Annotated in this window: 25 protein-coding genes; 21 read left to right on the forward strand and 4 right to left on the reverse strand. The window is 45.9% G+C overall.

Features of this window, described 5'->3' with window-relative positions; genetic code table 11:
- Positions 1-297: 297 nt before the first annotated feature.
- The 4 genes from NST38_RS12625 (at position 298) to NST38_RS12640 (ending at position 2,784) form a co-directional block, all read left to right on the forward strand.
- On the forward strand, positions 298-864 hold the full coding sequence (locus NST38_RS12625) for a hypothetical protein (protein WP_076249698.1): 567 nt from the start codon (positions 298-300) through the stop codon (positions 862-864).
- Positions 865-1,020: 156 nt separating this feature from the next.
- The gene (gene cyoE, locus NST38_RS12630; protein ID WP_076249697.1) at positions 1,021-1,878 is read left to right on the forward strand and encodes a heme o synthase; all 858 of its coding nucleotides are present in this window, start codon (positions 1,021-1,023) and stop codon (positions 1,876-1,878) included.
- A gap of 196 nt (positions 1,879-2,074) precedes the next feature.
- Positions 2,075-2,557, forward strand: a complete 483-nt coding sequence (locus NST38_RS12635) for a tetratricopeptide repeat protein (protein ID WP_036609020.1) — start codon at positions 2,075-2,077, stop codon at positions 2,555-2,557.
- 29 nt (positions 2,558-2,586) lie between these two features.
- Positions 2,587-2,784 carry a hypothetical protein gene (locus tag NST38_RS12640; protein ID WP_076249696.1) on the forward strand — a complete coding sequence of 66 codons (198 nt, stop codon included), beginning with the start codon at positions 2,587-2,589 and terminating at the stop codon, positions 2,782-2,784.
- 40 nt (positions 2,785-2,824) lie between these two features.
- On the opposite strand, the gene NST38_RS12645 is transcribed toward NST38_RS12640, so the two are convergent.
- A complete protein-coding gene (locus tag NST38_RS12645) occupies positions 2,825-3,700 on the reverse strand; it encodes a LysR family transcriptional regulator (protein WP_341343972.1) in 876 nt (291 codons plus the stop codon).
- Between the two features lie 165 nt (positions 3,701-3,865).
- Here NST38_RS12645 and NST38_RS12650 point away from each other — a divergent pair, with 165 nt between their 5' ends.
- From NST38_RS12650 to NST38_RS12695, 10 genes are all read left to right on the forward strand, one after another.
- Positions 3,866-4,813: a DMT family transporter gene (locus tag NST38_RS12650; protein WP_076249630.1), complete on the forward strand. Its 948-nt coding sequence runs from the start codon at positions 3,866-3,868 to the stop codon at positions 4,811-4,813.
- A 188-nt stretch (positions 4,814-5,001) separates the two neighbouring features.
- Positions 5,002-6,033, forward strand: a complete 1,032-nt coding sequence (locus NST38_RS12655) for a LacI family DNA-binding transcriptional regulator (RefSeq protein ID WP_076249629.1) — start codon at positions 5,002-5,004, stop codon at positions 6,031-6,033.
- A gap of 247 nt (positions 6,034-6,280) precedes the next feature.
- A complete protein-coding gene (locus tag NST38_RS12660) occupies positions 6,281-8,830 on the forward strand; it encodes a beta-mannosidase (protein WP_036609017.1) in 2,550 nt (849 codons plus the stop codon).
- A gap of 165 nt (positions 8,831-8,995) precedes the next feature.
- Positions 8,996-9,493: a stalk domain-containing protein gene (locus tag NST38_RS12665; protein WP_076249628.1), complete on the forward strand. Its 498-nt coding sequence runs from the start codon at positions 8,996-8,998 to the stop codon at positions 9,491-9,493.
- 77 nt (positions 9,494-9,570) lie between these two features.
- Positions 9,571-10,275: a response regulator transcription factor gene (locus tag NST38_RS12670; RefSeq protein ID WP_081745906.1), complete on the forward strand. Its 705-nt coding sequence runs from the start codon at positions 9,571-9,573 to the stop codon at positions 10,273-10,275.
- Positions 10,272-11,312, forward strand: a complete 1,041-nt coding sequence (locus NST38_RS12675; RefSeq protein ID WP_076249627.1) for a sensor histidine kinase — start codon at positions 10,272-10,274, stop codon at positions 11,310-11,312. The genes NST38_RS12670 and NST38_RS12675 overlap by 4 nt, the downstream gene beginning before the upstream one ends.
- A 34-nt stretch (positions 11,313-11,346) precedes the next feature.
- Positions 11,347-12,072 carry a cytochrome c biogenesis CcdA family protein gene (locus tag NST38_RS12680; protein ID WP_341344265.1) on the forward strand — a complete coding sequence of 242 codons (726 nt, stop codon included), beginning with the start codon at positions 11,347-11,349 and terminating at the stop codon, positions 12,070-12,072.
- Positions 12,073-12,090: 18 nt separating this feature from the next.
- Entirely contained in the window at positions 12,091-12,681 is a 591-nt protein-coding gene (locus tag NST38_RS12685) for a redoxin family protein (protein WP_076249625.1), read from the forward strand.
- A gap of 16 nt (positions 12,682-12,697) precedes the next feature.
- Positions 12,698-13,786, forward strand: coding sequence for a peptide-methionine (R)-S-oxide reductase MsrB (gene msrB, locus NST38_RS12690; protein WP_076249624.1), 1,089 nt, complete (start codon positions 12,698-12,700; stop codon positions 13,784-13,786).
- Between the two features lie 236 nt (positions 13,787-14,022).
- Complete coding sequence (locus tag NST38_RS12695) at positions 14,023-15,933, forward strand: AraC family transcriptional regulator (protein WP_076249623.1); 1,911 nt, start codon at positions 14,023-14,025, stop codon at positions 15,931-15,933.
- Between the two features lie 139 nt (positions 15,934-16,072).
- Here the strand turns inward: NST38_RS12695 and NST38_RS12700 are convergent, their stop codons facing one another.
- Positions 16,073-16,744 (reverse strand): hypothetical protein, encoded by a 672-nt coding sequence (locus NST38_RS12700; protein ID WP_076249622.1) that lies wholly within the window; start codon positions 16,742-16,744, stop codon positions 16,073-16,075.
- A gap of 44 nt (positions 16,745-16,788) precedes the next feature.
- The gene (locus tag NST38_RS12705; protein WP_076249621.1) at positions 16,789-17,310 is read right to left on the reverse strand and encodes a hypothetical protein; all 522 of its coding nucleotides are present in this window, start codon (positions 17,308-17,310) and stop codon (positions 16,789-16,791) included.
- 228 nt (positions 17,311-17,538) lie between these two features.
- Between NST38_RS12705 and NST38_RS12710 the strand changes: the two genes are divergently transcribed.
- The 5 genes from NST38_RS12710 (at position 17,539) to NST38_RS12730 (ending at position 21,567) form a co-directional block, all read left to right on the forward strand.
- Positions 17,539-18,216, forward strand: a complete 678-nt coding sequence (locus tag NST38_RS12710) for an SOS response-associated peptidase (protein ID WP_036608866.1) — start codon at positions 17,539-17,541, stop codon at positions 18,214-18,216.
- 187 nt (positions 18,217-18,403) lie between these two features.
- The gene (locus NST38_RS12715; RefSeq protein ID WP_076249620.1) at positions 18,404-19,534 is read left to right on the forward strand and encodes an NADH-dependent flavin oxidoreductase; all 1,131 of its coding nucleotides are present in this window, start codon (positions 18,404-18,406) and stop codon (positions 19,532-19,534) included.
- A gap of 137 nt (positions 19,535-19,671) precedes the next feature.
- Positions 19,672-20,439 (forward strand): DeoR/GlpR family DNA-binding transcription regulator, encoded by a 768-nt coding sequence (locus NST38_RS12720; protein WP_076249619.1) that lies wholly within the window; start codon positions 19,672-19,674, stop codon positions 20,437-20,439.
- Between the two features lie 20 nt (positions 20,440-20,459).
- Positions 20,460-20,918, forward strand: coding sequence for an OsmC family protein (locus NST38_RS12725; protein WP_036608858.1), 459 nt, complete (start codon positions 20,460-20,462; stop codon positions 20,916-20,918).
- 58 nt (positions 20,919-20,976) lie between these two features.
- Positions 20,977-21,567 carry a DUF2062 domain-containing protein gene (locus NST38_RS12730; protein WP_036608856.1) on the forward strand — a complete coding sequence of 197 codons (591 nt, stop codon included), beginning with the start codon at positions 20,977-20,979 and terminating at the stop codon, positions 21,565-21,567.
- On the opposite strand, the gene NST38_RS12735 is transcribed toward NST38_RS12730, so the two are convergent.
- Complete coding sequence (locus tag NST38_RS12735; protein ID WP_076249618.1) at positions 21,545-22,474, reverse strand: AEC family transporter; 930 nt, start codon at positions 22,472-22,474, stop codon at positions 21,545-21,547. The genes NST38_RS12730 and NST38_RS12735 overlap by 23 nt on opposite strands.
- A gap of 214 nt (positions 22,475-22,688) precedes the next feature.
- Between NST38_RS12735 and NST38_RS12740 the strand changes: the two genes are divergently transcribed.
- The gene (locus tag NST38_RS12740; RefSeq protein WP_076249617.1) at positions 22,689-23,771 is read left to right on the forward strand and encodes a lactonase family protein; all 1,083 of its coding nucleotides are present in this window, start codon (positions 22,689-22,691) and stop codon (positions 23,769-23,771) included.
- A 381-nt stretch (positions 23,772-24,152) separates the two neighbouring features.
- Positions 24,153-24,785, forward strand: coding sequence for a 3-hexulose-6-phosphate synthase (gene hxlA / locus NST38_RS12745; protein WP_036670570.1), 633 nt, complete (start codon positions 24,153-24,155; stop codon positions 24,783-24,785).
- Position 24,786 lies beyond the last annotated feature (1 nt).

Here is a 24,786-nt window from a genome sequence, read left to right on the forward strand (position 1 = left end):
GCTATCTGGACACAGACATCCTTCAACGTATCACTTGCCTGAGTTTAAAAGACACACCCCAGTAAATAACCTCTGAATGGCGATGCCTTCAGGGGTTATTGCCGTTTACGGAGACTACAGAAAGGAGTGATGACGCACATTGTAACTATTTTTAATCTGGCTGATACTTTTATAATCCCTGTTCGAAGTATGATAGGAAAAGAAAGAACGTTGGAATCGATAGTTCACATGAGCGTTTGAGAAGCAAGACTTCCGGTTAAGGAATAGTAACGTTCATATTAAGGAGAGATGTTACCTATGAAGAACGCGACAAAACAATGGAAACTAGGAATGATCGGTGCAGTTGTTGCTTTACTTGGTATGATTGTGCTGACTACATATTTACTTACCCCTGCGAATGCTCAAGGTAGTACGGACGCTCAACAAACTTCTGCGAAAGAAGCTCAAGTTGCAAACTCCGAGATGTTTACAGCCTATGTTGAAGGTATGCATATAGAAGACGGCAAATTGTTTATGACAGTGGACAAGATTGGCTGGTATCAGGGTGAAGAAGCCGATACGATTTTTGCACAGCGCAATCCGGAAGCAGGTATAGACGGTGCTCCAGATGGTTACTATATTGTCAATGATAGCAAAGAGCAGGAACAGGTTGAGGTTAGTGCGGATGCTGAAGTATTGATGCAGTTGTATGATCGGGATGGTACGATGCAGGGCGCAGATATTCAGTGGAATGAACCTGTGACATTATCCAAGTTCGAATCGTTGTATGAGAATACCCGTATTCTTGATCTCTCCGTATTCCCGTATCACCTGACGGTGCAGGACGGAAAAGTTACTAAAATTGTGCAACAATACATTCCATAAAATAAGATGAAATTCATCATCAAGCATTCCTCCTGTTCATTGGAACGGTGAGGGATGCTTTTTGGTTATGACAAATTCATGAAAGCGATTGTAATTAATGGTAGGTACATGTATCATTATTGGAATGGCGTTTTTACATAGTTCAGGAGGAGCCTCATGCTTAAAGACATGATTGCATTAACTAAGCCCGGACTTCTAAGGTTAAATGTGTTTGCGGTGGCGGTAGGATTCTGGGTAGCTTCAAAATGGGATATCAACTGGTTATCTCTGCTCATGGTCGTGATTGGATCAACTTTGGTTATTGCTTCAGCTTGTGTAATCAACAATTATTGGGATCGTGAATTGGACCAAAAGATGGAGCGCACCAAAAAAAGGATGGATTACATTAACCATCTGAAGCCAGGGTTTGTGCTTGGCTATGGCATTATCCTAGGTGTTGTGGGAGTAGCAGTACTGTATCTCCTGGTGAATCCGTTATCAGGCTGGATGGCACTGCTTGGATGGTTCGCTTACATCGTGATTTACACGATGTGGTTGAAACGCAGTTCAACGTGGAGCACGTCGCTGGGTGGAATTGCCGGAGCGATGCCGCCTGTCATCGGTTATACGTCTGTAACCAATGAGATTGATGCAGGTGCCTGGTTGCTGTTTGCACTATTATTTTTGTGGCAACCACCACACTTCTGGTCATTGGGTATTCGCCGGGTAGAGGAGTATCGTGCTGCTGGCTTCCCGTTGTTGCCAGTGGTTAAAGGGGTGAAACGCACCAAGTTTCAGATGATTCCTTATGTTTTTCTGCTGCTTCCTGCTGTATTTCTGTTGTATTATTACGACTACGTAGGTCTGGTATTTCTGATTGTATCTCTGGTCGGTGGACTGATCTGGTTTGTGCATACACTTAGCGGACTGAAGACACAGGATGATGAGAAGTGGGCAAAAGTGAACTTTCTGATCTCTGTTAATTATCTCATGCTCGTATTTATTGTCATGGTAGCGAATACGGTATGGTCTTAATTAGACGATGAACAGATCGTTTTCAGAGAGATTTCAGCTTAAGCTAGCTGGCTGCATCGAATGAAAAAGCACACGATGGAATAGCGTTTGGACAACCTTGAGTTGTTACAACATATTCTATAGGGTGCTTTTTTGGTATAATAAAACAATTGAATCATATAAGTGGAATTTATAATGCAAGATGGGAAGTGACAGCATGAGTAATTTGGAACAGGCCGTGCGATGGAGACAAGAAGGCAAGGTGCAGGAAGCGATTGAACTACTGCAAGAGATTACAGTCCAGGAACCCGAGAATGCGAATGTCTGGTATCAGCTGGCTTGGGCACATGATTCGCTTGGATTGGAGCGGGAAGCTGTTCCGCATTATGAGAAGGCACTAAGTCTTGGTCTTTCTGATGAGGACAGAGCAGGGGCGATACTCGGGCTGGGCAGCACATATCGAACGCTTGGACAGTATGAGCAGGCAAAGGTTTGGTTTGAAAAAGGGATGAAAGAATTCCCGGCATACCGGGAATTTGAGGTTTTCTATGCCATGGTGCTCTACAATCTGGGTGAACATGCAGAAGCGATGCAAAGACTGCTCGTGCAACTTGCGGACACATCAAGTGACAAGAGAATCAATGATTATAACAGAGCAATCCGTTACTACGCAGATCAGCTCGACCGGGTGTGGGAATAGATCGAATACACAGAAAAGGGGATGGATGAATGAACTCCAATCAAGATCTGAAACAGGTAAATGAAAGGTTGGATCAAATTGAGAAAAAGCTGGATAACCTGGGAGATAGCCAGCAGGGCAAACGCTCACCTGGCGTGCGCTTCCTGATTGGTTTTGGCATCACGATTGCGATTATATCTGTACTGCTGCTAACTCTTGGTGTTATCCAATTTGTGAGTAATGGATAGAAAAAGTCGATCATGACGACAGGTAGTGAGTTCTCCAAATTTACATTACCTGGCCGAGCCACTGTTTCACCTCTTCTATAAAACGTCGCGTAGCTGGCGATAGATTGCCCAAAGATGGGCAGGCCATGCCAATCGTACGATAAGGATCTCCAGAGAGTGGAACGAGCGCGAGTGCATGGGTATGATTTTGAAGAACCATTTCCGGAAGCAGGCTGATACCGAGGCCATTACGGACCATCGCCATGATGGCTTGATCTTCGGCTACTTCATAGACGACATTGAGCTTGGCTGCATGCTGCCGGATCAGTCGTTCAATCTCGTTATCTCCGCCCCACTTGGGCAGAATAAAGGGTTGCTCCAGCAGAATATCAAACGAAACAGACTCCTCTGAGGCGAGAGGATGATCCAGAGGCAGGATACACATCATCCTGTCTTTTTGTAATGGGATCGTCTCAAAAGGTGATGAATCGCCGAGGGATAGAAATCCGAGATCGATGGCACCTCCAGCTAGCCAGCCCTCAATCTCAGCATAATCGCCTTCCCACAGCTTAATCTCAATTCCGGGATGGCGCAGGCGAAATTGTTTCAGGATGCCCGGCAACCATTGTGTGGAGACACTTGCGAAGGTACCAATACGCACCGTACCAATCTCCGCGCCGCGAATGAGGGAGATTTCCTGGTTCATCAGTTCCGTCCAGCGCAGAATCTCACGTGTGTATCCCAGAATGCGTTCCCCTTCAGCGGTAACCCGCACACCGGAGCGGCTGCGATGGAGCAGGGAAAAACCACATTCTGTCTCCAGACTGGCGATGGCATGGCTGACTGCGGATTGGGTGATGTTCAACGCTTCTGCCGCTTTGGTGAGACTGCCATATTCCACAACGGTATTCAATATTTCGTATTTGATCAGTGACATGAATGGTTCCGTTCCTTTCCATTTTTGATGCATGAATTTATTTCATATAATCCATTATAAATATTCATTTTTATAATGCAAAGAGATCGTTTATACTTGCCAAGGCGAGTTAGTTTGACGCACGATCACACAGCTCAGAATACATAGAATGAAGGTTGAAGCAAGATGAATGGTGTACAGGTTAATCAAGGTCAGACAACAAGAAGAGCGGACATACAGATGCTGCTCGCAACGGTTATATGGGGATCTTCCTATCTGTTTATGAAATCGGGCCTGGAGTCCATGCAAGAATTGAATCTGGTCGCATTTCGTTTTGGAATTGCCTTTATTGCGGCAGGGCTTCTTTTTCATCGGCGGTTGTTTAACATGGATCGCAGAACACTTGTGGCAGGCGCTATTATGGGGACAGCTTTATTCGCTGCATTTGTATTCATCACCTATGGTGTGCAACGAACAACGACATCCCAAGCGGGATTCTTGATAAGTTTGGCTGTTATTTTTGTACCGATCCTGACGACGATCCAGCATCGTCGTATGCCGGACAAACGATTGACGCTCAGTATCCTGGTTGCCGTTACCGGGCTTGGCTTGTTGACGCTTCAACATGAGCTTAGTCTGCACACGGGAGATATTCTCTGCATACTAGCAGCACTTGTGTATGCCATCTATATAATGATTGCTGGCAAGTTCACACCGAAGCATGATCCACTAACTTTGGGGACAGTTCAATTAGGTGTTGCAGCGATGTGGGGAATTGCAGCTACATTTATGCTGGAAACGCCACGTATGCCCGATACGGCTGAATCCTGGGCAGCCATTCTCGGCTTAGGTGTTTTGTGTAGCGGCTTGGGGTATATTCTGCAGACACTCGCGCAGCGTCATGCCTCTCCCACAAGAACAAGTCTGATTTTTTCACTCGAACCACTGTTTGCAGCAGCCTTTGCATTTACCTTTCAAGGGGAATCGCTAACGTTGCAAGGGTATGCGGGAGCAGCTTTGATGTTGGTTGGTGTTCTGATCACAGAGATCAAACTTCCACAGCCTATCTTCTGGCGCAGAAAACGCTCGGTTTTACAGTCGGAACTCGGCGATCAGGGAGCACCAGGCGTATAATTGGCGGACAAAGGGTCCTTTCGTCATCTTCTATGAAGGTGGGGAGAGGGCCTTTTTTGGTCATGTCCTACACCTTGTGAAACAGATAAACAACTACCTAACAAAAACAGAATAACATAACCTTGTTTTGTTGATTTTTGTTTTTTATGCTACACTGAATGGAAAATTAGGAAAAACGGGTGAGTAGGATGGCCAAAAGAGTAACGATGCAGCAAATTGCGGATGCTGCGGGGGTGTCCAAATTCGCAGTCTCCCGTGCGCTGACGGGCAAGCCTGGTGTGAGTGAGCATACACGCGAGATGATTGTCAGAACGGCGGGGCAGCTTGGGTATTTCAGAACTGAGCCTAAGCGTTATCCGGGGGAGACACAGATATCAGCGGAGATGAAGCCAGAAGCGGAGCGACAAGGCACGATATTGATTTTGTTTCCTAACGTTCGTTCTCAGAATCGAGCTTCCTTATACTGGGGGCCAGTATTTGATGGCATTTCTGAGAGGTTGAATGAGAAGGGAATGGATATTTTAACGCTGACAGAACCCTCTTCAGATCGGATGTTCTCGGTCCTTAATCCCGAAGCGATCAGCGGAGTCATAACCGTGGGCACCATCTCGACATCGGTATTGCTGGAGATTTACAGACTGCGTATTCCGCTTGTCATGGTGGATCATGAAGACCCTGCCATATACGCAGACTCGGTTTTTACGGACAATATGAAATGTATGAAAGAACTGGTTCTCATGCTCGTTGGTAAAGGGTATAGAAGGTTCCAGTTTGCCGGACAACTGCCCGATGCAGCAAGTTTTAGAGAACGCTGGCTTGGATATCGTATGCTGCTGGAAGAGAAACAGTTGGAGGGGGAACAGCAAGACGGCTTGCTGGGACCAGAGTATGATCAGATCCGGAGATCCATTGCTGAAATGGAGCTGGAGGATATCCCTGAAGTTATCGTGTGTGCAAATGACCATACAGCTGTCATTGTCATTCAGGCACTCCAAAGTCGAGGCATTCAGGTGCCCGAACGTTGTGCCGTAACCGGATTTGACAATACGCAGACGGATGAACCCATTCTTGCTTCGGTACATATTAACAAAGAGAATCTGGGAACGAGAGCAGTAGACCAGCTATTGTGGCGGATCAAACACGTGGATGAACCTTATGAACGCAAGCTGATCTATTCGGAATTAATTATTCGTGATGAATATAACGCCAGTATACTGTAATGGGATATGAATTTACGGGCTCATTTTAACAATGATCATACGGGTAAATGAAATCAGGTGAAAGACATGGAGAGGTTAGAGCTTCATGTCTTTTTGTTATGCAGAGATTGTTTAACAAATTAAATTACAAAACAGATTGACTATAAGATGCATATCGTGTTAATTTTGTTTTGTAAGTTATTTGTTTTTATAATAACAAAACCTAACAAAATAATGTTTACCAACTCTAACAACAATGGAGGCTGTCATGAGCACAATACAATCACATGTTTTTCAGAATTGGACGTTCAAGGCTTGCGAAGATCAAGAGTGGATGCCGGCTCAGGTGCCCGGCTGTGTGCATACAGATTTGCTGAAGCTGGGCAAGATTCCAGATCCTTTTTATGGAACAAACGAGAAGGAAGTACAATGGATTGATAAGATAGATTGGGAATATCAGACGGAATTTGACGTTGCCGAAGGGTTGTTCTCCCAAGAACATCTGGAGCTGGTGTTTGATGGTCTGGATACATATGCGGATGTGTATGTGAATGATGTGCATGTGTTATCAGCAGATAATATGTTCCGGATATGGAAGGCAGATGTAAAGTCTGTATTGAAGGGGAACGGCAACATTCTCCGAATACGTTTTCGGTCACCAATTCAGGAAGATCTGCCGAAGCTGGAGAAGCTCGGATATGCATTACCTGCATCGAATGATCAGTCCGATGTTGGTGGACTTGGCGACAAGAGAGTAAGTATTTTTGCACGTAAAGCCCCGTATCACTATGGTTGGGACTGGGGTCCGCGTTTTGTAACCAGTGGGATCTGGCGTGAAGCACGTCTTGAAGGTTGGACACAGGTACGAATCAATGATGTGTATATCCAGCAAAATGAAGTAAGCGCTACCTCAGCTTCATTAACTGCTGTTGTGGAAGTCGAGACATCACAAGCGGTAGATACGACTATTCGTATCGGCGCAGATGGACAGAGATGGGAAAGATCCGTATCACTACAACCCGGAACTCAGACGGTGGAGATTCCAATCTCTATTGATGAACCGAAACTGTGGTGGAGCCGTGGGCTTGGTGATCCGCATATGTACACCTTCCTTACCGAAGTGCTTCAAGGTGAGCGAGCTGTGGCTGAATCTACAGTGAAGACTGGGCTTCGTTCCATTCGGCTGGTACGTGACAAAGATGAAGCAGGAGCATCCTTTTACTTTGAACTAAATGGTGTTGCGGTCTTTGCCAAAGGGGCCAATCACATTCCAAATGATAGCTTCATCACTGAAATTACTCGTGAACGTTATCGTCATGAGATCGTATCCGCAGCCGAGTCCAATATGAATATGCTGCGTGTGTGGGGTGGCGGAATCTATGAGCAGGATGTGTTCTACGAACTGTGTGATGAATACGGAATCCTGGTATGGCAAGACTTCATGTTTGCATGCAGCATGTATCCAGGAGACGAAGCGTTCCTGAACAGTGTGAGACATGAGGCGATTGATAATGTGAAACGTCTGCGCAACCATCCAAGTATTGCACTCTGGTGTGGGAATAACGAGATTGATTCGGCTTGGGCTCACTATGTTGAGAATGGTGGCTGGGGTTGGAAAAAGGAATTTACTGCCGAGCAGCGTGAAAGCATCTGGGCCGATTACGAAGCCATCTTCCATGATTTGCTGCCAGAAGTCGTTGAAGCGTATGCGCCAGGTGTGGATTACTGGCCTTCCTCACCACTGGTATCACTGACAGGGGATGAGACGCAGCATGCGCACCCATCCACAGCTGAAGGGGATATCCACTACTGGGGCGTGTGGCACAATGTAGAACCATTCGAGAACTACAACGTGCATGTGGGTCGTTTCATGAGTGAATACGGATTCCAGTCTTTCCCGGAGTACAAGTCAGTACGCACTTACGCGGAAGAAGAAGATCTGGCTCTGGAGTCGGAAGTCATGCTGGCTCATCAAAAGAATGGGGCAGGTAATCGTCTGATCAAACAGTACATGGATATGTACATGCATGAATCGAAGGACTTCCCATCGTTCCTTTATATGAGCCAGGTGCTTCAGGCGGAAGCAATGAAGACAGCCATTGAAGCGCACCGTCGCCGCAAACCATTCTGCATGGGCACACTTTACTGGCAAATGAATGACTGCTGGCCAGTGGCTTCATGGGCAGGTATGGACTACCTTGGTCGTTGGAAAGCATTGCAATATTATGCGAAACGCAGCTTCAGCGATGTGTTGGTATCGGTAGATGGAACAAAAGAAGATACAACAGATATATATATCATCTCGGATCAATTACAACCTGTAAAAGGGCAGTTACAGATTCGTTTGCTCGGGTTCGATGGAACGGTGCATCGTGATGAAACACATGACGTGACCTTGGCACCTAATACAGGTGATCGAGTGCTGTCATTACGTAACGCGGAATGGCTTGAAGGTCATGATACAGCTAACACGCTGCTGCGCCTGGATCTGAAACAGGAAGGTGCTGCGAATATCGTACAGGAACACTATTTTGTACCGTCCAAAGACCTTGCTCTGCAGCCTGCAAACATCAATGTAAGCGGAGGAGCGGATGAGAACGGCGTTCATCTGGTACTGGAAAGTGACGTGCTTGCTAAACAGGTATGGCTATCTTCGGATGTGGAGGGTGTCTTCTCAGATAACTTCTTCGACTTGATTCCTGGCATTCCGGTGAAGGTGCAGTTCACTTCCAGAGAGGGATTGCAGTCTAATGATGTGATATCAAATCCGGGACCGATCGAGGTTCGATCCATGATTGATTTTATTCGTTTGACCTAGAAGAAACGGTTGGAGTCTCTCGGAAGAGAGATTCAACCGTTTTTTTATTGAAACCTGACCCCATTTATATATCGTAATGGTTTCGTAATACTTCGCTTAGAGAATCGTAAGCTGTCTTGCTTATTGTAATCCATGTAAGTAATAAACGAATGGAGAGTGATAAGAATGATGAAAACAAATAAGAGCAAAAAAGTGATGGTAGCAGCGGTATTGATGATGTCCATGGCCTTTTCTGGATTGGCAAGTGCTGCAGATATGAAAACGATTAAAAAGGATGGCATGGAACTTGTTCAATTGAGACAGGCGGCGAAAATGTATGATTACAGCATTATGTGGGACAGCAAGGATAGATCTGTAACTTTGATGTATATGGGCAAAATGGACGACAAGATGATGAAAGACGACAACATGATGGAAGATGACATGATGATGAAAGACGACATGAAGATGAAAGACGACAAGATGATGAAAGACGACATGATGATGGAAGAAACGATGATGCCTGCGGGAAAAACGATTAAATTGTGGATTGGATCGAAAAAAATCATGGTAGACGGTATGCAAGTTAACTTGAAATCGATGCCTGTCATCCATGAAGGGAATTCGTATGCGGCTGAGTCTTTAATTAAACAGTACATGATGCCAGCCATGGAAATGAAGTAATTTAAGGGCTAAGCATCGCCATCACCATATGATATGATTGGCTCAAATGTATTTTCTGGAATATGGGGTGGGTTCGTTTGAATGAATGTGTACTTGTTGCTGATGATGATACAAATATTACGGACGTTTGTCGCAGGTATCTGGAACGGGAAGGTTATCTTGTCGTGACGGCTAAGGACGGTTTGGAGGCTATTGAGCTGTGGCGCAGCCAAACGCCAAGCTTGATTGTGCTCGACCTGATGATGCCACATAAGAATGGTTGGGAAGTTTGCAACGAGATTCGGCAAACTGAGGATGTGCCCATTGTAATGCTGACGGCCCGGGGGGAGGAGCAGGACCGTCTGATGGGACTGACGATGGGGGCAGATGATTATCTGACCAAACCATTCAGTCCGAGAGAACTTGTTTTACGTGTGAAGGCAATCCTGCGGAGAATGCGAATTGCGCAGGCATCACCTGTTACAACATCTGAATATACGATCAATTATGAAGGGCTTACCATTGATTTTACCAAGCGTGAAGTGCATATCAGCGGGCAGGTAATTGAATTGACCGTTACAGAGTTTGAGATGTTGTATTTGCTGGCAAGTCACCCGGGTCAGGTGTTCTCCCGTAACCAGATGTTAAGCAAGATTTGGGATTTTAGCTATGAGGGAGATACAACAACGGTGACTGTACATGTTCGGAGATTACGAGAGAAGATCGAAGAGAATCCTTCTGATCCAAAATATATTAAAACAGTTTGGGGCATAGGCTACAAGTTTGCGGGTGGTAGTTCATGAAACTTCGCACATACTTGGTGTTGTCCAGTCTCACGGGCATTGGCGTATTATTAATTTGTTTGTTCATCAGTTATTCCAAAATGCTACTTACGATCGAACAATTGTATTGGTTATCGGCTATAACGGCAGGGGTAGGCTTACTTTCGTTTATTCTTCAATATTTGCTGACTAAGCCATTGGAGAAATCAATTGCGCGAATTACACAGCAGACAATACGAATTGCCGAAGGGGATTTCCATACGGAAGTCCCTCTCATCGGTACGCAGGAATTTAAGCTCCTGGCACAGCAATTTAATGAAATGAGTTCCAAGCTGAAGGAAAGCTTTGATCATCTGCATCACTCAGAAACCGCGAGACGAGAGTTGATCGCCAATGTATCCCATGATTTACGGACTCCCTTGGCATCCATTCAGTCATTCGTAGAAGCGTTGGAGGATGATGTCATTAAGGATAAAGAAACCTTTCAACGTTACCTGAACACGATACGACTTGAAACGAAGCGTTTGGGAGGGCTTATTCAAGACTTGTTTGAATTATCCAGCCTGGAAGCGCAAGGGGAGGTATTTGACCCTCAGCCTTGTCACGTTGATGAGTTGCTGCTCAGTACGTTGGAGAGTTTTTCGTTTCATCTCGCCGAGAAAACGCTGAACGTTGAAATCAATTTGCCCGATAAATTACCAGCCGCGGTCATGATGCCTGCACAAATGAAGCGGGTCCTTTCCAATTTGCTGCAAAATGCCATTCAATACTCTCCTGTTGAAGGAAAAATCATTCTGGCTGCCGAAGAAAAGGGGCCGTTTATACGAATTTCAGTTACGGATGAAGGGGAAGGCATTGAAGCGGAGGAGACTTCGCGTATATTTGAACGTTTTTATCGAATTGACAAATCACGTAGCAAGAGTAATGGGGGGGCCGGGCTTGGCCTTGCCATCGCTCAATCAATTGTGGAACTCCATGGTGGCGAGATCGGGGTTCAGAGTACAAAAGGAGAAGGAAGCTGCTTCTGGTTCACGCTTCCGATCTACGTCAGTCGTTAACCTTGGTTAATCAAACGTAGTATTTATTCAGGTGGTGAATGACTTGACCAGTGATTTGGTTTTTCTATTCGGGGTTTTTGGTGCAGGATTGTTATCGTTTTTTGCGCCATGTATTCTGCCGCTGATCCCGGTATACGTGTCTTATCTATCCGGAAGCATGGTCAACGGTACGAATCAGCAGCAGCCTGACACCCATTCGGTTCGGTTGCGGTCCACACTTGTTTTGCGGACATTTTTATTTGTTCTTGGGCTGTCCCTGGTATTTGTTTTACTCGGTTTTGGTTCCGGCATCGTTGGTAATTTGATCTCAAGTCCTGTGTTTATTGCGATTTGCGGAGCCATCGTGGTGCTTTTTGGGATTTATCAAACCGGGTTGATCCGGCTATCCTGGCTGGAACGGGAGAGAAAGCTGTCAAGCAATCAAGCCAAACGGGGAGGGTATGTCGGAGCGTTCCTGTTGGGTCTAACGTTTAGTTTTGGCTGGACGCCTTGTATCGGGCCTGTGCTGGCGGCCATTCTTGGTATCGCCGCAGGAGAAGGCTCTCCACTCTATGGCGGGTTTCTCATGTTCCTGTATACCCTTGGATTGGCGATTCCTTTCCTGATTCTGTCCGTTTTTTCGGAATATGTTATGAAGCGGATACGTCGTTTATACAAGTACATGGGCGTCATCAAAATAACTTCCGGCTGTATTCTTATTGTCATGGGACTATTGTTAATGACAGACCGACTAAACAGCTTGGTGACCTGGTTTCAATAATCATTGGAGGAATTTAGTATGAAGATGGCACGGAAATGGATGGTATCTGTAATCGTATTCACTGGAGTACTGTTGATCTTAAGCGCATGTGGAACACAGCAAACTGAATCAAACCAAACTGAATCAAAACAAACGGGGTCATCATCAGCCCCAGCATCCGATATGAGTTCGTCAACCATGATGAACAAGGGAGAGACGGCTCCTGAATTTTCATTGCTTGATCTTAAAGGAAACACGGTTGGACTTTCTGATGTTCAAGGCAAGAAAGTGTATGTGAAATACTGGGCTTCCTGGTGTTCCATCTGCCTTGCGGGTTTGGAAGACCTGAACAATCTGGCTGGTCAAAACAATGATTTTCAAGTCATTACGATTGTGACGCCAGACTACAAGGGAGAGAAATCCTCCCAAGCGTTTACCAAATGGTTTGATCAACAGCCGTATGATAATATAACTGTTCTTTTGGATGAGAAAGGTGTATGGGCCAAGGAATTTGGCGTAAGAGCATATCCTAGTTCCTTTTATATTGGCTCTGATGGTATTTTAACGAAATCGCAGCCAGGGCATGCATCCAATGAACAGATCATGGAATCATTACAAGAGATTTTGTGAGAAAGGAGGAAGTGTCATGAAAAGGACGCTGCTGGGCCTGTGCCTCCTTGTTATAGCGATAGTTGTGTCTGCTTGTGGAAACAGGGGTGAGAGCCATTCAGCTTCATCTTCGATATCCACTCAACCTGTCAAGGCATCGAGTGTCTCCGAGGAAAACCTGAGTAACCTGTACTTGGCAGGAGGCTGTTTCTGGGGTGTGGAGGCATATATGGCTCGTATTCCGGGGGTTCAGGATGTGACTTCCGGTTATGCCAACGGTGAAGGAGAGAATCCAACCTATGAGGATGTTATTCGCGGGGAGCAGGGGTTTGCGGAGACTGTTCATGTAAAATATGATCCGCAGCAAGTATCTTTGCAGAAACTGCTTGAATCTTATTTTCGAGTTATTGATCCTACCAGCTTGAATAAGCAGGGCAATGATCGTGGAGTTCAGTATCGGACTGGAATATATTATACGTTGCCTGAAGATGCCAAAATCATCGAGCAGGCTGTAGCGGTAGAGCAAGAAAAATATGACCAACCCATTGTAACGGAAGTGATGCCTCTGCAGAATTATTATTTGGCGGAGGATTACCATCAGGATTATTTGGAAAAAAATCCGAACGGATATTGTCACATTGATATGACTGTCCTGGATGACCTGGAGATTGGAATTGATCCCGCTCAATATCCACGTCCAACAGATGAACAATTAAAGGAACGATTAACAGACGAACAGTATGCGGTCACGGTAAACAATGATACGGAGCATGCGTTCAGTAACGAATACTGGGATAATGAGGAGCCCGGTCTGTATGTGGATATTGCAACGGGAGAGCCGTTATTCACCAGCCGGGATAAGTACGATTCCGGTTGCGGGTGGCCGAGTTTTACAAAGCCGATTGTACCTGAGGTTGTTACCTATACAACGGATACGAGCTTTGGGATGGAACGCACGGAGGTACGAAGCCGGGCAGGTGACATCCACCTCGGTCATGTGTTCGATGATGGTCCCGAAGATCGCGGCGGCAAACGTTACTGTATTAACAGTGCATCGATCCGCTTTATTCCGCTAGACAAGATGGAGGAAGAACATTACGGATATTTATTGTCTTTTGTCGAGTAGAGAAGGGCAGCTGACTTTATCAAAACATAATAAGGCCATAATTTTAGAACGGTTGAGATCTCTCTATGAGGGATTTCGACCGTTTTTGATTCTGAGGCATCTAACAAAAACGGAGGTAGGCTTCAAAGATGGTTCCATCATTGTTATAATTGATAATCATTATCAATTATAGGTGGGTTTTTAGTTACAATACCAAGGTATTGTGTGTGTTTGATTGCTTAGGAGAGGGAGTTTATATGGGAATTCAGAATGACATCAAGCTGTGGGATCAGGTTCAGGTTCGCGTGCTTGATGTGCGTCTTATATCACTCGCAACACACGAGTTCATACGCAATTATGTGTTACCGACCAGTGCATTTGTGTATGTTCAAGGCAGGGGTCAGGTCTGGCTGGATGAAGAGGTATGGACTACAAGCCAGTTCATGCTGCTGCATGGGGGGAAAGGAAGACGTCTGACACTTGAAGCGACAGGGGTTATGGAGGTACATCTGATTTTGTACAAATCAACCTTGCCCTCCAATGTGCTTGTGGAGTACCGAATGATGTTGAACCAGCGTAATCCGTTTGAAGAGTCCTGGGCGACAGTGCCGGATCATACACTTGAGCTGCGTGAGCTTGTGCGGAATATACATGAATGCTGGTCAGGGCAGGAGCGAGTGGGCAAAATTCAGGTCAAAGTGTATTTTTTTCAACTGGTACAGCTTGTCTTGTTACAGCGGAGTCGCATGTCTAACGAATTTGAACAGCCTTCGCTTACCGATCAGGTTTTGCGATATATCAAAGCTCATTACCGGGAATCCATCTCACTTGATTTGCTTGCCCAATCCTTGAGTTACAGTCCGCAATATTTATCACGCAAATTCAAGGAACAGACGGGATGTACACCTACAGAATATGTGATTCGGTTACGAATGGGTGAGGCAAGGAGTCTGCTTGCGTCCACAGAAGCTTCATTACAGGAGATTGCTGCGTATGTGGGTTATATGGACCCGTTTTATTTCAATCGTATATTCAAAAAAGAGACTGGAATCACACCAGGGCAATATCGGTTGAAGCAGCAGGAAAACTCGAAATCAGTTTCAAAAAGTACATTAAATGCAACAAATGAATCCATTGTAACAGGAGGGGATGAACGTTATCCTTTAATTGATGATGATAATCATTATCAATATAAGGGAGATGAGGAAATCAACATGTTTAACCATTTTAAATCAGCGATTATGTCGCTTGCGCTTGTACTCACATTGAGTGCTTGTGGAACAGCCCAGCAGGGGGCAGAAACATCCGAAGTTGCGGCTGAACCCGAACAACCGGCAGTCGTGGAAACCCAAATAGTAAATACGACCTTTGGTGAGGTAGAGATTCCTGCACATCCCGAGCGAGTTGCTGCCATAGATTATCTGGGAACGGTGCTTGCTCTTGGTGTCAAACCGATTGGTGGAGGCCAATTTCTGATGAACAGTCCTTATCTGGAAGGTCACATGGATGGTCTTGTAACGATAGGGGATTCCGTTGAACAATTGATGGAGCTGGAACCTGATCTCATTATTACATTGAATCCGGACAAGGCGGCTTATGAGAAATATAGCAAGATTGCTCCGACCGTTTCGATCGCATCCATCACTTTTCCGACACTCAAGGACGAAGTGAACTATTTCGGTAAAGTCCTTGGCAAAGAAGCGGAAGCAGAGAAGTGGCTGGCTGATTTTGATGAGGAGATTGCCAAAATCAAGCAGGAGGTGCAGAGTGTTGTTCCAGCTGATGCTACATTCTCCGTTATGCAGGAATATGATCGCCAAGTCTTCATTTTTGGCAATCAGTCGGGCCGGGGAGGGCGTAACATCTACGAATTGCTTGGTTTGCAAGCACCAAAGAACATTCCATCCGAGTTGATGCAGGGCGCCTATCATGAATTCTCCATAGAACTGCTCTCCAAATACGCTGGAGATTACATTGTGCTGACCAGCAAGTCTCAGTTGAAAGACCTTCAGGCAGATCCGATCTGGGGTTCATTGCCTGCTATCAAAAATGGAAAAGTGTACATATGGACGGAAGAACAATCCTGGTTCCGTGACCCTATTGCCTTGTTGAAACAGACACAGGATCTGGCTGAATGGATTATTGGACTTAATACACCGTCTAAATAAGGAACTTCAAAAAACCGTGCCGCCCAGTTTGCTGAGCAGCACGGTTTTTCATTTTCTTATGTAGGACTGAACAGTAGAGGGGATTAGCTGCCTGTACGGAGATGAAATAACAGTGTGGTGTGATTACCGTATAAAGAGTTTATTCGCTCTTTGGTTCGTTCTGAATTTCTTGCAGATCCTCCAGTTGCAGTGTGAGGTCATTCTCGGGGTTTGCGCTCACAATGACTTCTGACTGTGATTGTTGCTGACCTGGCTGATTCGACTTGGCGGCAGGTTTGATCACGTAGAGACTTTGAACGGAGTTGAGCAGGCTGGCAGGGGTGTCTTCATACGTTTCCAGGAAGAGTACATAGTCTTTGGTAGGAATCAGCTTGAGGTTGTCATCATTAATAATCTCGGTGTTGCCAAGTTGTCCGCCAAGTTGCTTCACTTCAAGTTTTTCCCCGGCAGTGTAATCGCCTTTATAGGATTCAGCGACCTGAATCGTGTGGATCGTATAGATTTTGTCAAAAGAAGCTGGCTCTCCGCCCGGATCGGACGCAGGGTTTAACTCGTTTTCATTGGCAGCATCAGTAACTTGTACGATATCGTTTAAAGCTTCCACACGAGTCTCAACAACACTACCTTTTACAATGGTATTTGCTCTCTCGGACAGGTCGCCAATGCTGCCATAACTCGGGTAATCTTCAGAAGCAATAATGGTCATGGGTGCATCGGATGGGGACGCGGTAGGTGTAACAGAAGAACATCCAACAGCAGATAAAATGAAAATGGAAGAGAGAAGCAGCGTTAATACTCGATTTTTGTTCATGGACAGGAATCCTCCTTGGATTTTTGGGATAAGTTCGTAGCGGATTAGTACTTGGATTTTACGTTATTGATATCAAAAGTTTGGGGTTGGGTCATGGAATTGCGGTTACGGGAGTAAGACATAATGGAAGGACTACTTGTTGTCGGGTTGTCACCGAGCCAGATGGAGTGTCCGAGTTCGTGGACAAATACGCTTTGAATGAAGTTGGATAAGTTGGTTGCGTCAGGGGTGATCGTGGATGCATTGAGTTCGATGCGGAAGCTTACAACTTGACTGCCGGAGACGGAGGCGTAGTTGACACCATATGCTGTATTATTGAAGTTTCCTGCGGTGATGGTGTTTGGGGAGTTACTTGTTTTGGTGAATTTAACTTTGGCACCTGCATTGTTCCAGTTGGTAAGGGAAGTGTCCATGGGAGTCTGCCATGCGGCGGCGTAATTATACGTACGAATGGGAATGGTGGTGCTGGGGTAACCGTAGGTTAGAAAGGTTGCCGCATAGATGGTACTACCAAACATCGCAATCGCTGAGAACAACATGATGCTTATCAAAAACTTCCTTTTCATACTTAAAACCTCCAATAAATGTATTTTATTCTCTATTATAGTAACAAGTAATATTGGAGTTGAAATGAGTCCGAGGTCGTTGTTTTTGTCGTGAAAAACATGAAATATATCTTGATCCGACCCTAATGGTGTCAAAATAAGTCATTTTCTGTTCAATGTTCATGAATAATTTCCCTAAAATTACAAACAATACGTTCAACTTCTCATAGGGAAAGGTAGTGCTTGAACATGTGCAACCGTTTTTCATTGGCAGCCGATTTGGACGATGTCAGAGATCATTTCAAGATTCAGCGAGTGATGTATTATTACAAAAACCGATACAATATCAGCCCAACCCAGCATACGCCGATTATTTTGCATCAGGATGGTGAGCGTGTATTGGATGAGTTCCGGTGGGGGTTCATTCCATTCTGGGGGCGTGATGCCGTTAACGCAAATCTCATGACAGTGCATGAGAATCCTTCCTATTACAAACTGGTAGAGACCAAGCGCTGCGTTATTCCCTGCAATGGATTATATTACTGGCGGCAAGAGGGCAAAAAAAGTTATGCGGTTCGTGTTGTTATGCCGGATCGTGGCCTGTTCGGTATTGCTGGGTTATATGAGGTGTGGAGAGATACACGGAAAGAGCCGCTTCGTACCTGCACGATGCTTATGACAGGCGCAAATATGGTTACACGTGAGTTTGGCAGTAAAATGCCAGCGATCCTTTCCGAAGAAGAGATCAACACCTGGCTTGACCCGGCAAATACACGGGTGACTCAGTTGTTACCGCTATTGAAATCGTATAACAGTACAGAGATGAATCTGTATCCAGTAACCCCAATGGTCGCCAACGATGAACACGATTGTTACGAATGCGTAGAAGAGATGGATCAGAAGCTGGCTTACGTTCGGAGTTTCTGAGTATCTTTTGGATGATGTGAAGAAAATGAAGAGGGCTGAGAGTCTGGAGACACTCTGCTCTTTTTTTCCTTTCTGAAAATGAAAAGTTGCAATTGCAGTGAAACGTAACTATAATCATTACAGTAAGTGAACGCATATATTCATATATCTATTAAAAGAGATATTTATAATCAGGAGGGAACCACGAATGAATCCAAAGTTTAACCAGATGTTTGAACAAGTTTCACTACCGACTGGCATTACACTGAAAAACCGAATCGTGCTCGCTCCCATGACTCATATGTCCTCGAATGCTGATGGTACAATATCCGACGCTGAACTTGCTTATTATGCACGTCGCACCGGTGGTGCGGGCATGTCAATTACGGCTGTAGGGCATGTAACAGAGACAGGCATTGGTTTCCCAGCTCAATTTGGTGTTTATGACGACCGCTTCATTCCTGGTCTGAAAAAACTGGCTGAGACCATTAAACAACAAGGCTCCGTAGCCGTATTGCAAATTTTCCATGCGGGCCGTCTGACTCCTGAACAAGCTGTACCTGTGGGTCAAGTGGTTGCTCCTAGTGCGGTTGCAAGTGAGCGTCCAGGATCTCCTGAACCAAGAGAATTGACGGATGCCGAGATTACTTCGATTATCAAAGACTTTGGTGAAGCGACACGTCGTGCAATCGAAGCCGGCTTTGATGGTGTTGAGATTCACGGTGCTAATGGTTATCTGATCCAGCAATTCTTCTCCCCGCATTCCAACCGACGTGAAGATCGTTGGGGCGGAAGTGTAGAGAAACGTCTGACATTCCCGCTTGCTGTAGTAGATGAGATTCAGAAAGTGGTTGCCGAACATACCAAACTGCCGTTCATCATTGGTTACCGTTTCTCTCCGGAAGAACCGGAAACACCGGGACTCACAATGGAAGATACGTATGCACTGGTGGATGCGCTTAAAGATAAAAACTTGGATTACCTTCATGTCTCTGTGAACGAGTTCTGGTCCAAGCCAAGACGTGGCGAAGCAGATACGCGTTCGAGAATGGAATTCATTCTGGATCGTGTGAACGGTAAACTGCCTGTTATTGGCGTAGGTTCAATTCATACGGCTGATCAGGCCGCTGAGGCGCTTCAAACGGGAGTACCTTTGCTTGCCATTGGACGTGAGCTGATTATTGAACCGGATTGGGTTGAGAAAATCGAGAGCGGACGGGAAGAAGATATTGAGACGATTCTGACCAAATCGGATCAGGAGCGTCTGGTTATCCCTGACGGATTGTGGAATGCAATCATCCACACGCCAGGCTGGTTCCCTATGGCAGAAGATAAATAAGATACACTTCAAGACTGGAATGGAGGGGGCGAAAGCTCCCTCTTTTTGCACATGGTCCAAATTCTCCTTGTCATCGCTCTGTGGTATGATGGATGAACAGGATTAACTGGATAATCAACGGTTTGGAGTGAAGGAATATGCTCGTAGCTGAACGGTATGAGAAAATAGTGGAATGGGTGGATACGCAAGGCAGCATGCGTGTGACCGAACTTAGTGAGCGCTGCGGGGTGACGGAAGAGACGATTCGTCGTGATCTGGACAAGCTCGAACAGGCGGGCAGGCTCAGACGGTCCCATGGCGGGGCAGTCAGCGTAAGATACAAGGATGAGTTACAGTCGGAGATTCCATATCCGGAACGGGCTGTAGCGCATGCAGAAGAGAAGCGCAGAATTGCAAGCGAAGCGGTGAAAATGGTGGAATCCGGCGACCGGATTGCTCTGGATGCAAGTACAACGGCGTGGTATATGGCGGCAGGATTGCCAAACATTCCACTGACGGTATTAACCAACTCAATTAAGGTCGCTGCAGAGCTGAGTAACAAGGAGCAGATTCGTGTGATTGCCACAGGTGGGCAACTGGCTTCGAAGTCATTGTCTTTTGTAGGACCGCTGGCGGAACGTTCGCTTGATGCCTATCATGTGGATAAAGTATTTCTGTCTTGCAAAGGAGTGCATCTGACCAAAGGCATCAGTGAATCCAATGAATTACAGGCCTTGGTGAAGCAGAAAATGATCCATATTGCGGATGAGGTCATTTTACTTGCAGATTCCAGCAAGTTTAACATACAGGCTTTTACCAGAGTTGCTGAGATGAACAGTGTGGGCAAAGTGATTACAGATCAGGGTGTAGATGAAGAGCACGTTAGCGCATTGATTGAGCAGAATATTACGTGTATACGTGTGTAAACAAGAAAGGAATGAATGTCATGAAACATCCTTTTCATCTGAAAGCGGTATGGAATGGTGGGCGTAACAGTGAGGGAACAATCGATGCAGGTGGATTAAAAACGGTCATATCGATTCCGCAGGAGATGGGCGGACCCGGTACGGGAACTAACCCGGACGAGATGCTGCTGGGTGCAGCCTCCACCTGTTACCTGATCACGCTGGCAGCGATGCTGGAGCGTTCGGATATTACGCCGGATGAATTAACGCTTGAATCGGAAGCAACGGTAGATGTTACGAATAACGTATTTACGTACGAACGGATCGTACATAGACCTCGGATTGTGCTCAGCGCAGATGCCTCTGAGGCGGATCTGACCAAGGCTGAGCGCTTGGCGCATAAGGCTGAATCCTCCTGTATGATCTCCCGAGCGGTGGCAGGTAATGTCCAGATGGAGACACAGCCAGTCATTGTTATCACTGGAGCTAACGCGGTGTGATATACTGAAGAATAGACGATTCAAGTCGTCATTTGTACAAAATAAGGAGAAATTCGGTATGAACACACAGAAGCGCAAGACTAACCTCTGGGTACGTTTAACACGTGCTATGAAGCTGAATTTCCTCAAATTGTTACGTGCTCCCGGAGGTGCTCATAAAGTATCCACCGGATTTGCAATAGGGTTCGGACTGGAGCTGATCGTGATCTCGACCGCATCCCTGATATATCTCATATTCTACCCAATTGTGCGACTGTCTGGGGGTTCGATGCCAGCAGCGATTGTTGGTAACGTGATTGGAAAACTTACGTTTTTGCCTATCATTCTGATGCCGCTCGCGAAGCAGATTGGTTCCTGGATTCTACCTGCTCACAGCATGGGACAAGGACCGGTACATGAGAGTGCATTCATGGAGCTGTTTCGCGGGAACTGGTCGGCCGTGAGTGAATTGTTGCTTGGTGGACTGGATATTCTGGCAGGCATGTCCGTGTTTGGTGTCATTCTGGGTGTGATTTCGTACTTTGTCGTAAAATTCTTCTACGTCAGAGCGCTCAACCGGCGTTATGAACGCCGGTTGGAGAAACGCCGACAAGCGGATCTAGCGTCGGTGTCGCCTCCGGTACTAATCAGGAAGCCATCACAATCATAATCGGCAGCATCAACATGGATGCAGCGGTTGTCCACAGGATGCAACGGGATACAAACTGCGGAGAAGCATTGAACTGTTCAGCCAAAATAACGGCGTTCACTGCGGTCGGCATCGATGCGAGGATCAGCAGCACACTGAACAACGTACCCTCGACCTGAAGCGCGGTCAGAATCACCCAGGAGAGGATGGGCGCAGCTGCGAGACGGACCACAAGTCCGGTCCAGAAGGCTCGGCGTACATTGGGCAGCCAGGGCACTGTAGCACCTTTTGGTCTGAGCATCTGTGCTCCCAGAATGGCGAGAACGACAGGAGAGTAACCCGCGGCCATCATGGAGATGCCTCCATCCAGCGCTTCAGGCAGGCTCAGATTGGACGCACGTAGCATAATGGCGATGCCAGCAGCATAGATGGATGGCATACGGAAAACGGACAGAATCGCATCTTTCACCGTGAATTCGGATCGCGCGGCAAAAAAGATACCTACCGTATTAACAATAATCATCTGTCCAATAACATAGACAGAAGCCTTGTCCAGTCCAAGCTGACCAAAGGCAAGCAGTACCAGCGGGAGCCCGTAATTCACGCAGTTTGTAAACGTGGAGACGAGGGTGAGACCCGCTTTTTCGCTTGCACCCAGACGGAAAACCCGGCTTAATAGCTCGGCGAGGGCCCACAGAGCAATCAGATTAATAATAGAGAACCAGAACGTGCTGGTGACGTCCGTCCAGGTAATCTCTGCATGCAGCAATGTATTGAAGATGAGCGCAGGGCTCAAAATATAAAGGGAAAAGGTCGAGAGCGACCGGGTATCCCAATTCTTAAAGCGTTTTAACAGAATACCTCCGATCACGGGAAGTGATATCGGCAGGAACACATGGTATAACGTAAGTAAAAATGAGTGAAGCAATGCAACTCAGTCCCTTCTGGATGAAAAACCTATCTTATCATAGCAGAAGATGCACCTCATATGAATGGATTTCAGTATGATGATGTGTAGTAATCGCCTTGCTTAACTAAGGATTTCCCTGATGGGCAGCGACAGCGGATTGCTATTTTGATATGGCAGATTTATTATAGAAGAGGTGCAACAAGATTACATACACATAGAGGAGGAAACTGTAATGAGTGAATCAAAACGCTTGCTCGTACTTGCCGGCTCTTACGCCGAAGCGGAAAATGAGGGCATTTATGCATATGAATTGAATGAGGATACAGGCAGCTTGTCCAAGCTTGACGGCATCGCGGGCGTGAAAAACCCAACGTTTGTCAACGTGGATGCTGAGGGTAATAAACTGTATGCGATTGGTGAAACAGCGTCAGCTGAAGGCAATAAAATGTCTGAAGCTGTAGCTCTGAGCATTGATCCTTCTACAGGAAAATTAACGTTGCTGAACCGGAATAACTCCATTTCAGCTCCACCATGTCATATCCAGCGTGACCCTTCCGGCAAATACTTGATCCTGTCCAGTTACCACGGTGGTCTGGTAGGACTGCAAGCCTTGACGGATAACGGTGAAGTTGGAGCGCTTCTGGACGAGAAGAAACATGAAGGAAAAGGTGCGCATCCTGAGCGTCAGGACAAGCCACATGTTCACTCCGCATTCTTCAGCCCGGATGGTAAATACATGATGGTACAGGATCTGGGCGCAGATAACATCGCGATCTATTCCATTGATGCAGACAAGAATGAACTTGTTCTGCACAGTGAAACCAAAACACATCCGGGAGCTGGCCCACGTCACTTGGCGTTCCACCCGAATGGTCAATTCGCTTATGTCATCAACGAAGTGGATTCTTCCATTACTTCGTTCAAATATGATGCAACAGCGGGTACGTTGACTGAATTGTCTACTGTATCCACACTGCCTGATGGATATGATGGCAAAGAGAATACAACAGCCGAAATCACGGTTTCCAATGATGGACGTTATGTATATGGTTCTAACCGTGGACATGACAGCATCGTTGTATTTGCAGTAGATGCAGACAAAGGTCACCTGACACTGGTTGAGCATGTATCTGCAGAAGGTGAGCACCCGCGTCACTTTGCGCTGACACCTAACGGCAAATTGCTGATTGCAGCTAACCGCGATACGAACAACCTCGTGACATTCACGGTAGATCAGGAGAGCGGACGTCTGAAATACACTGGTCACAGCACAGGTGTATCCAAGCCGGTATGCGTGAAACCTGTATATCTGTAAAATGATAAATTTCTAAACCAGCTTTGGCTGGATTGAAAATGAAACGATAAAGATAAAGACCCTGCCATGTGGCGGGGTCTTTTATATTGAATATCTAATTGGATGATTAGGCTGTTGTTCTGCTTTAAGCGTGTGGATTGGGATAGAGGATTAATTCTATATTTGATTCACCTAACAACGAATAATTATCAATAGTATCGTGCAAGTAACTACCCCACTTCAAAGTGCGTACTTCCTGAATGGATAGTCAGGGTCTACAATGAGTGAGTAGCCAAAACAAACACTGCATGCATCTTAACAGACCAATTGGTGCAGGCTAAATATCTGATTATTATTTTTACAGGAACAAATCATACTTGAACAACAAAGGAGAAATAAATGATGAAATTGCAATTGGCGCTTGACTTGGTAAATATCCCTGAAGGTATCGCACTGGTTAAAGAGGTTGAACAATATATTGATATCGTTGAGATTGGTACTCCAATCGTTATTAATGAAGGTTTGCACGCGGTAAAAGCAATGAAAGAAGCATTCCCTAATCTGCAAGTTCTTGCAGACCTTAAAATCATGGACGCTGGTGGTTATGAAATCATGAAAGCAGCTGAAGCTGGTGCAGATCTGATCACTGTGCTTGGGGCAACCAATGACAGCACGATCAAAGGTGCAGTAGCAGAAGCGAAGAAACAAAACAAACAAGTTCTTGTAGACATGATCAACGTGCCTAACCTGGAACAACGTGCTCGTGAAATTGATGCGCTTGGCGTAGATTACATCTGTGTACACACAGGTTATGACCTACAAGCTGAAGGACAAAGCCCGTTCGAAGATCTGCAAACGATCAAAGCTGCTGTGAAAAATGCTAAAACGGCTGTCGCTGGTGGAATCAAGCTGGAAACATTGCCAGAAGTAATCAAAGCACAACCGGATCTGGTTATTGTAGGCGGCGGTATCACAGGACAAGCAGACAAAGCGGCAGTTGCAGCTGAAATGCAACGTCTCGTTAAACAAGGGTAAC

Origin of the sequence: Paenibacillus sp. FSL H8-0104 (assembly GCF_038050215.1) — a bacterium.
GTDB classification, from domain to species: Bacteria; Bacillota; Bacilli; order Paenibacillales; family Paenibacillaceae; genus Paenibacillus; species Paenibacillus amylolyticus.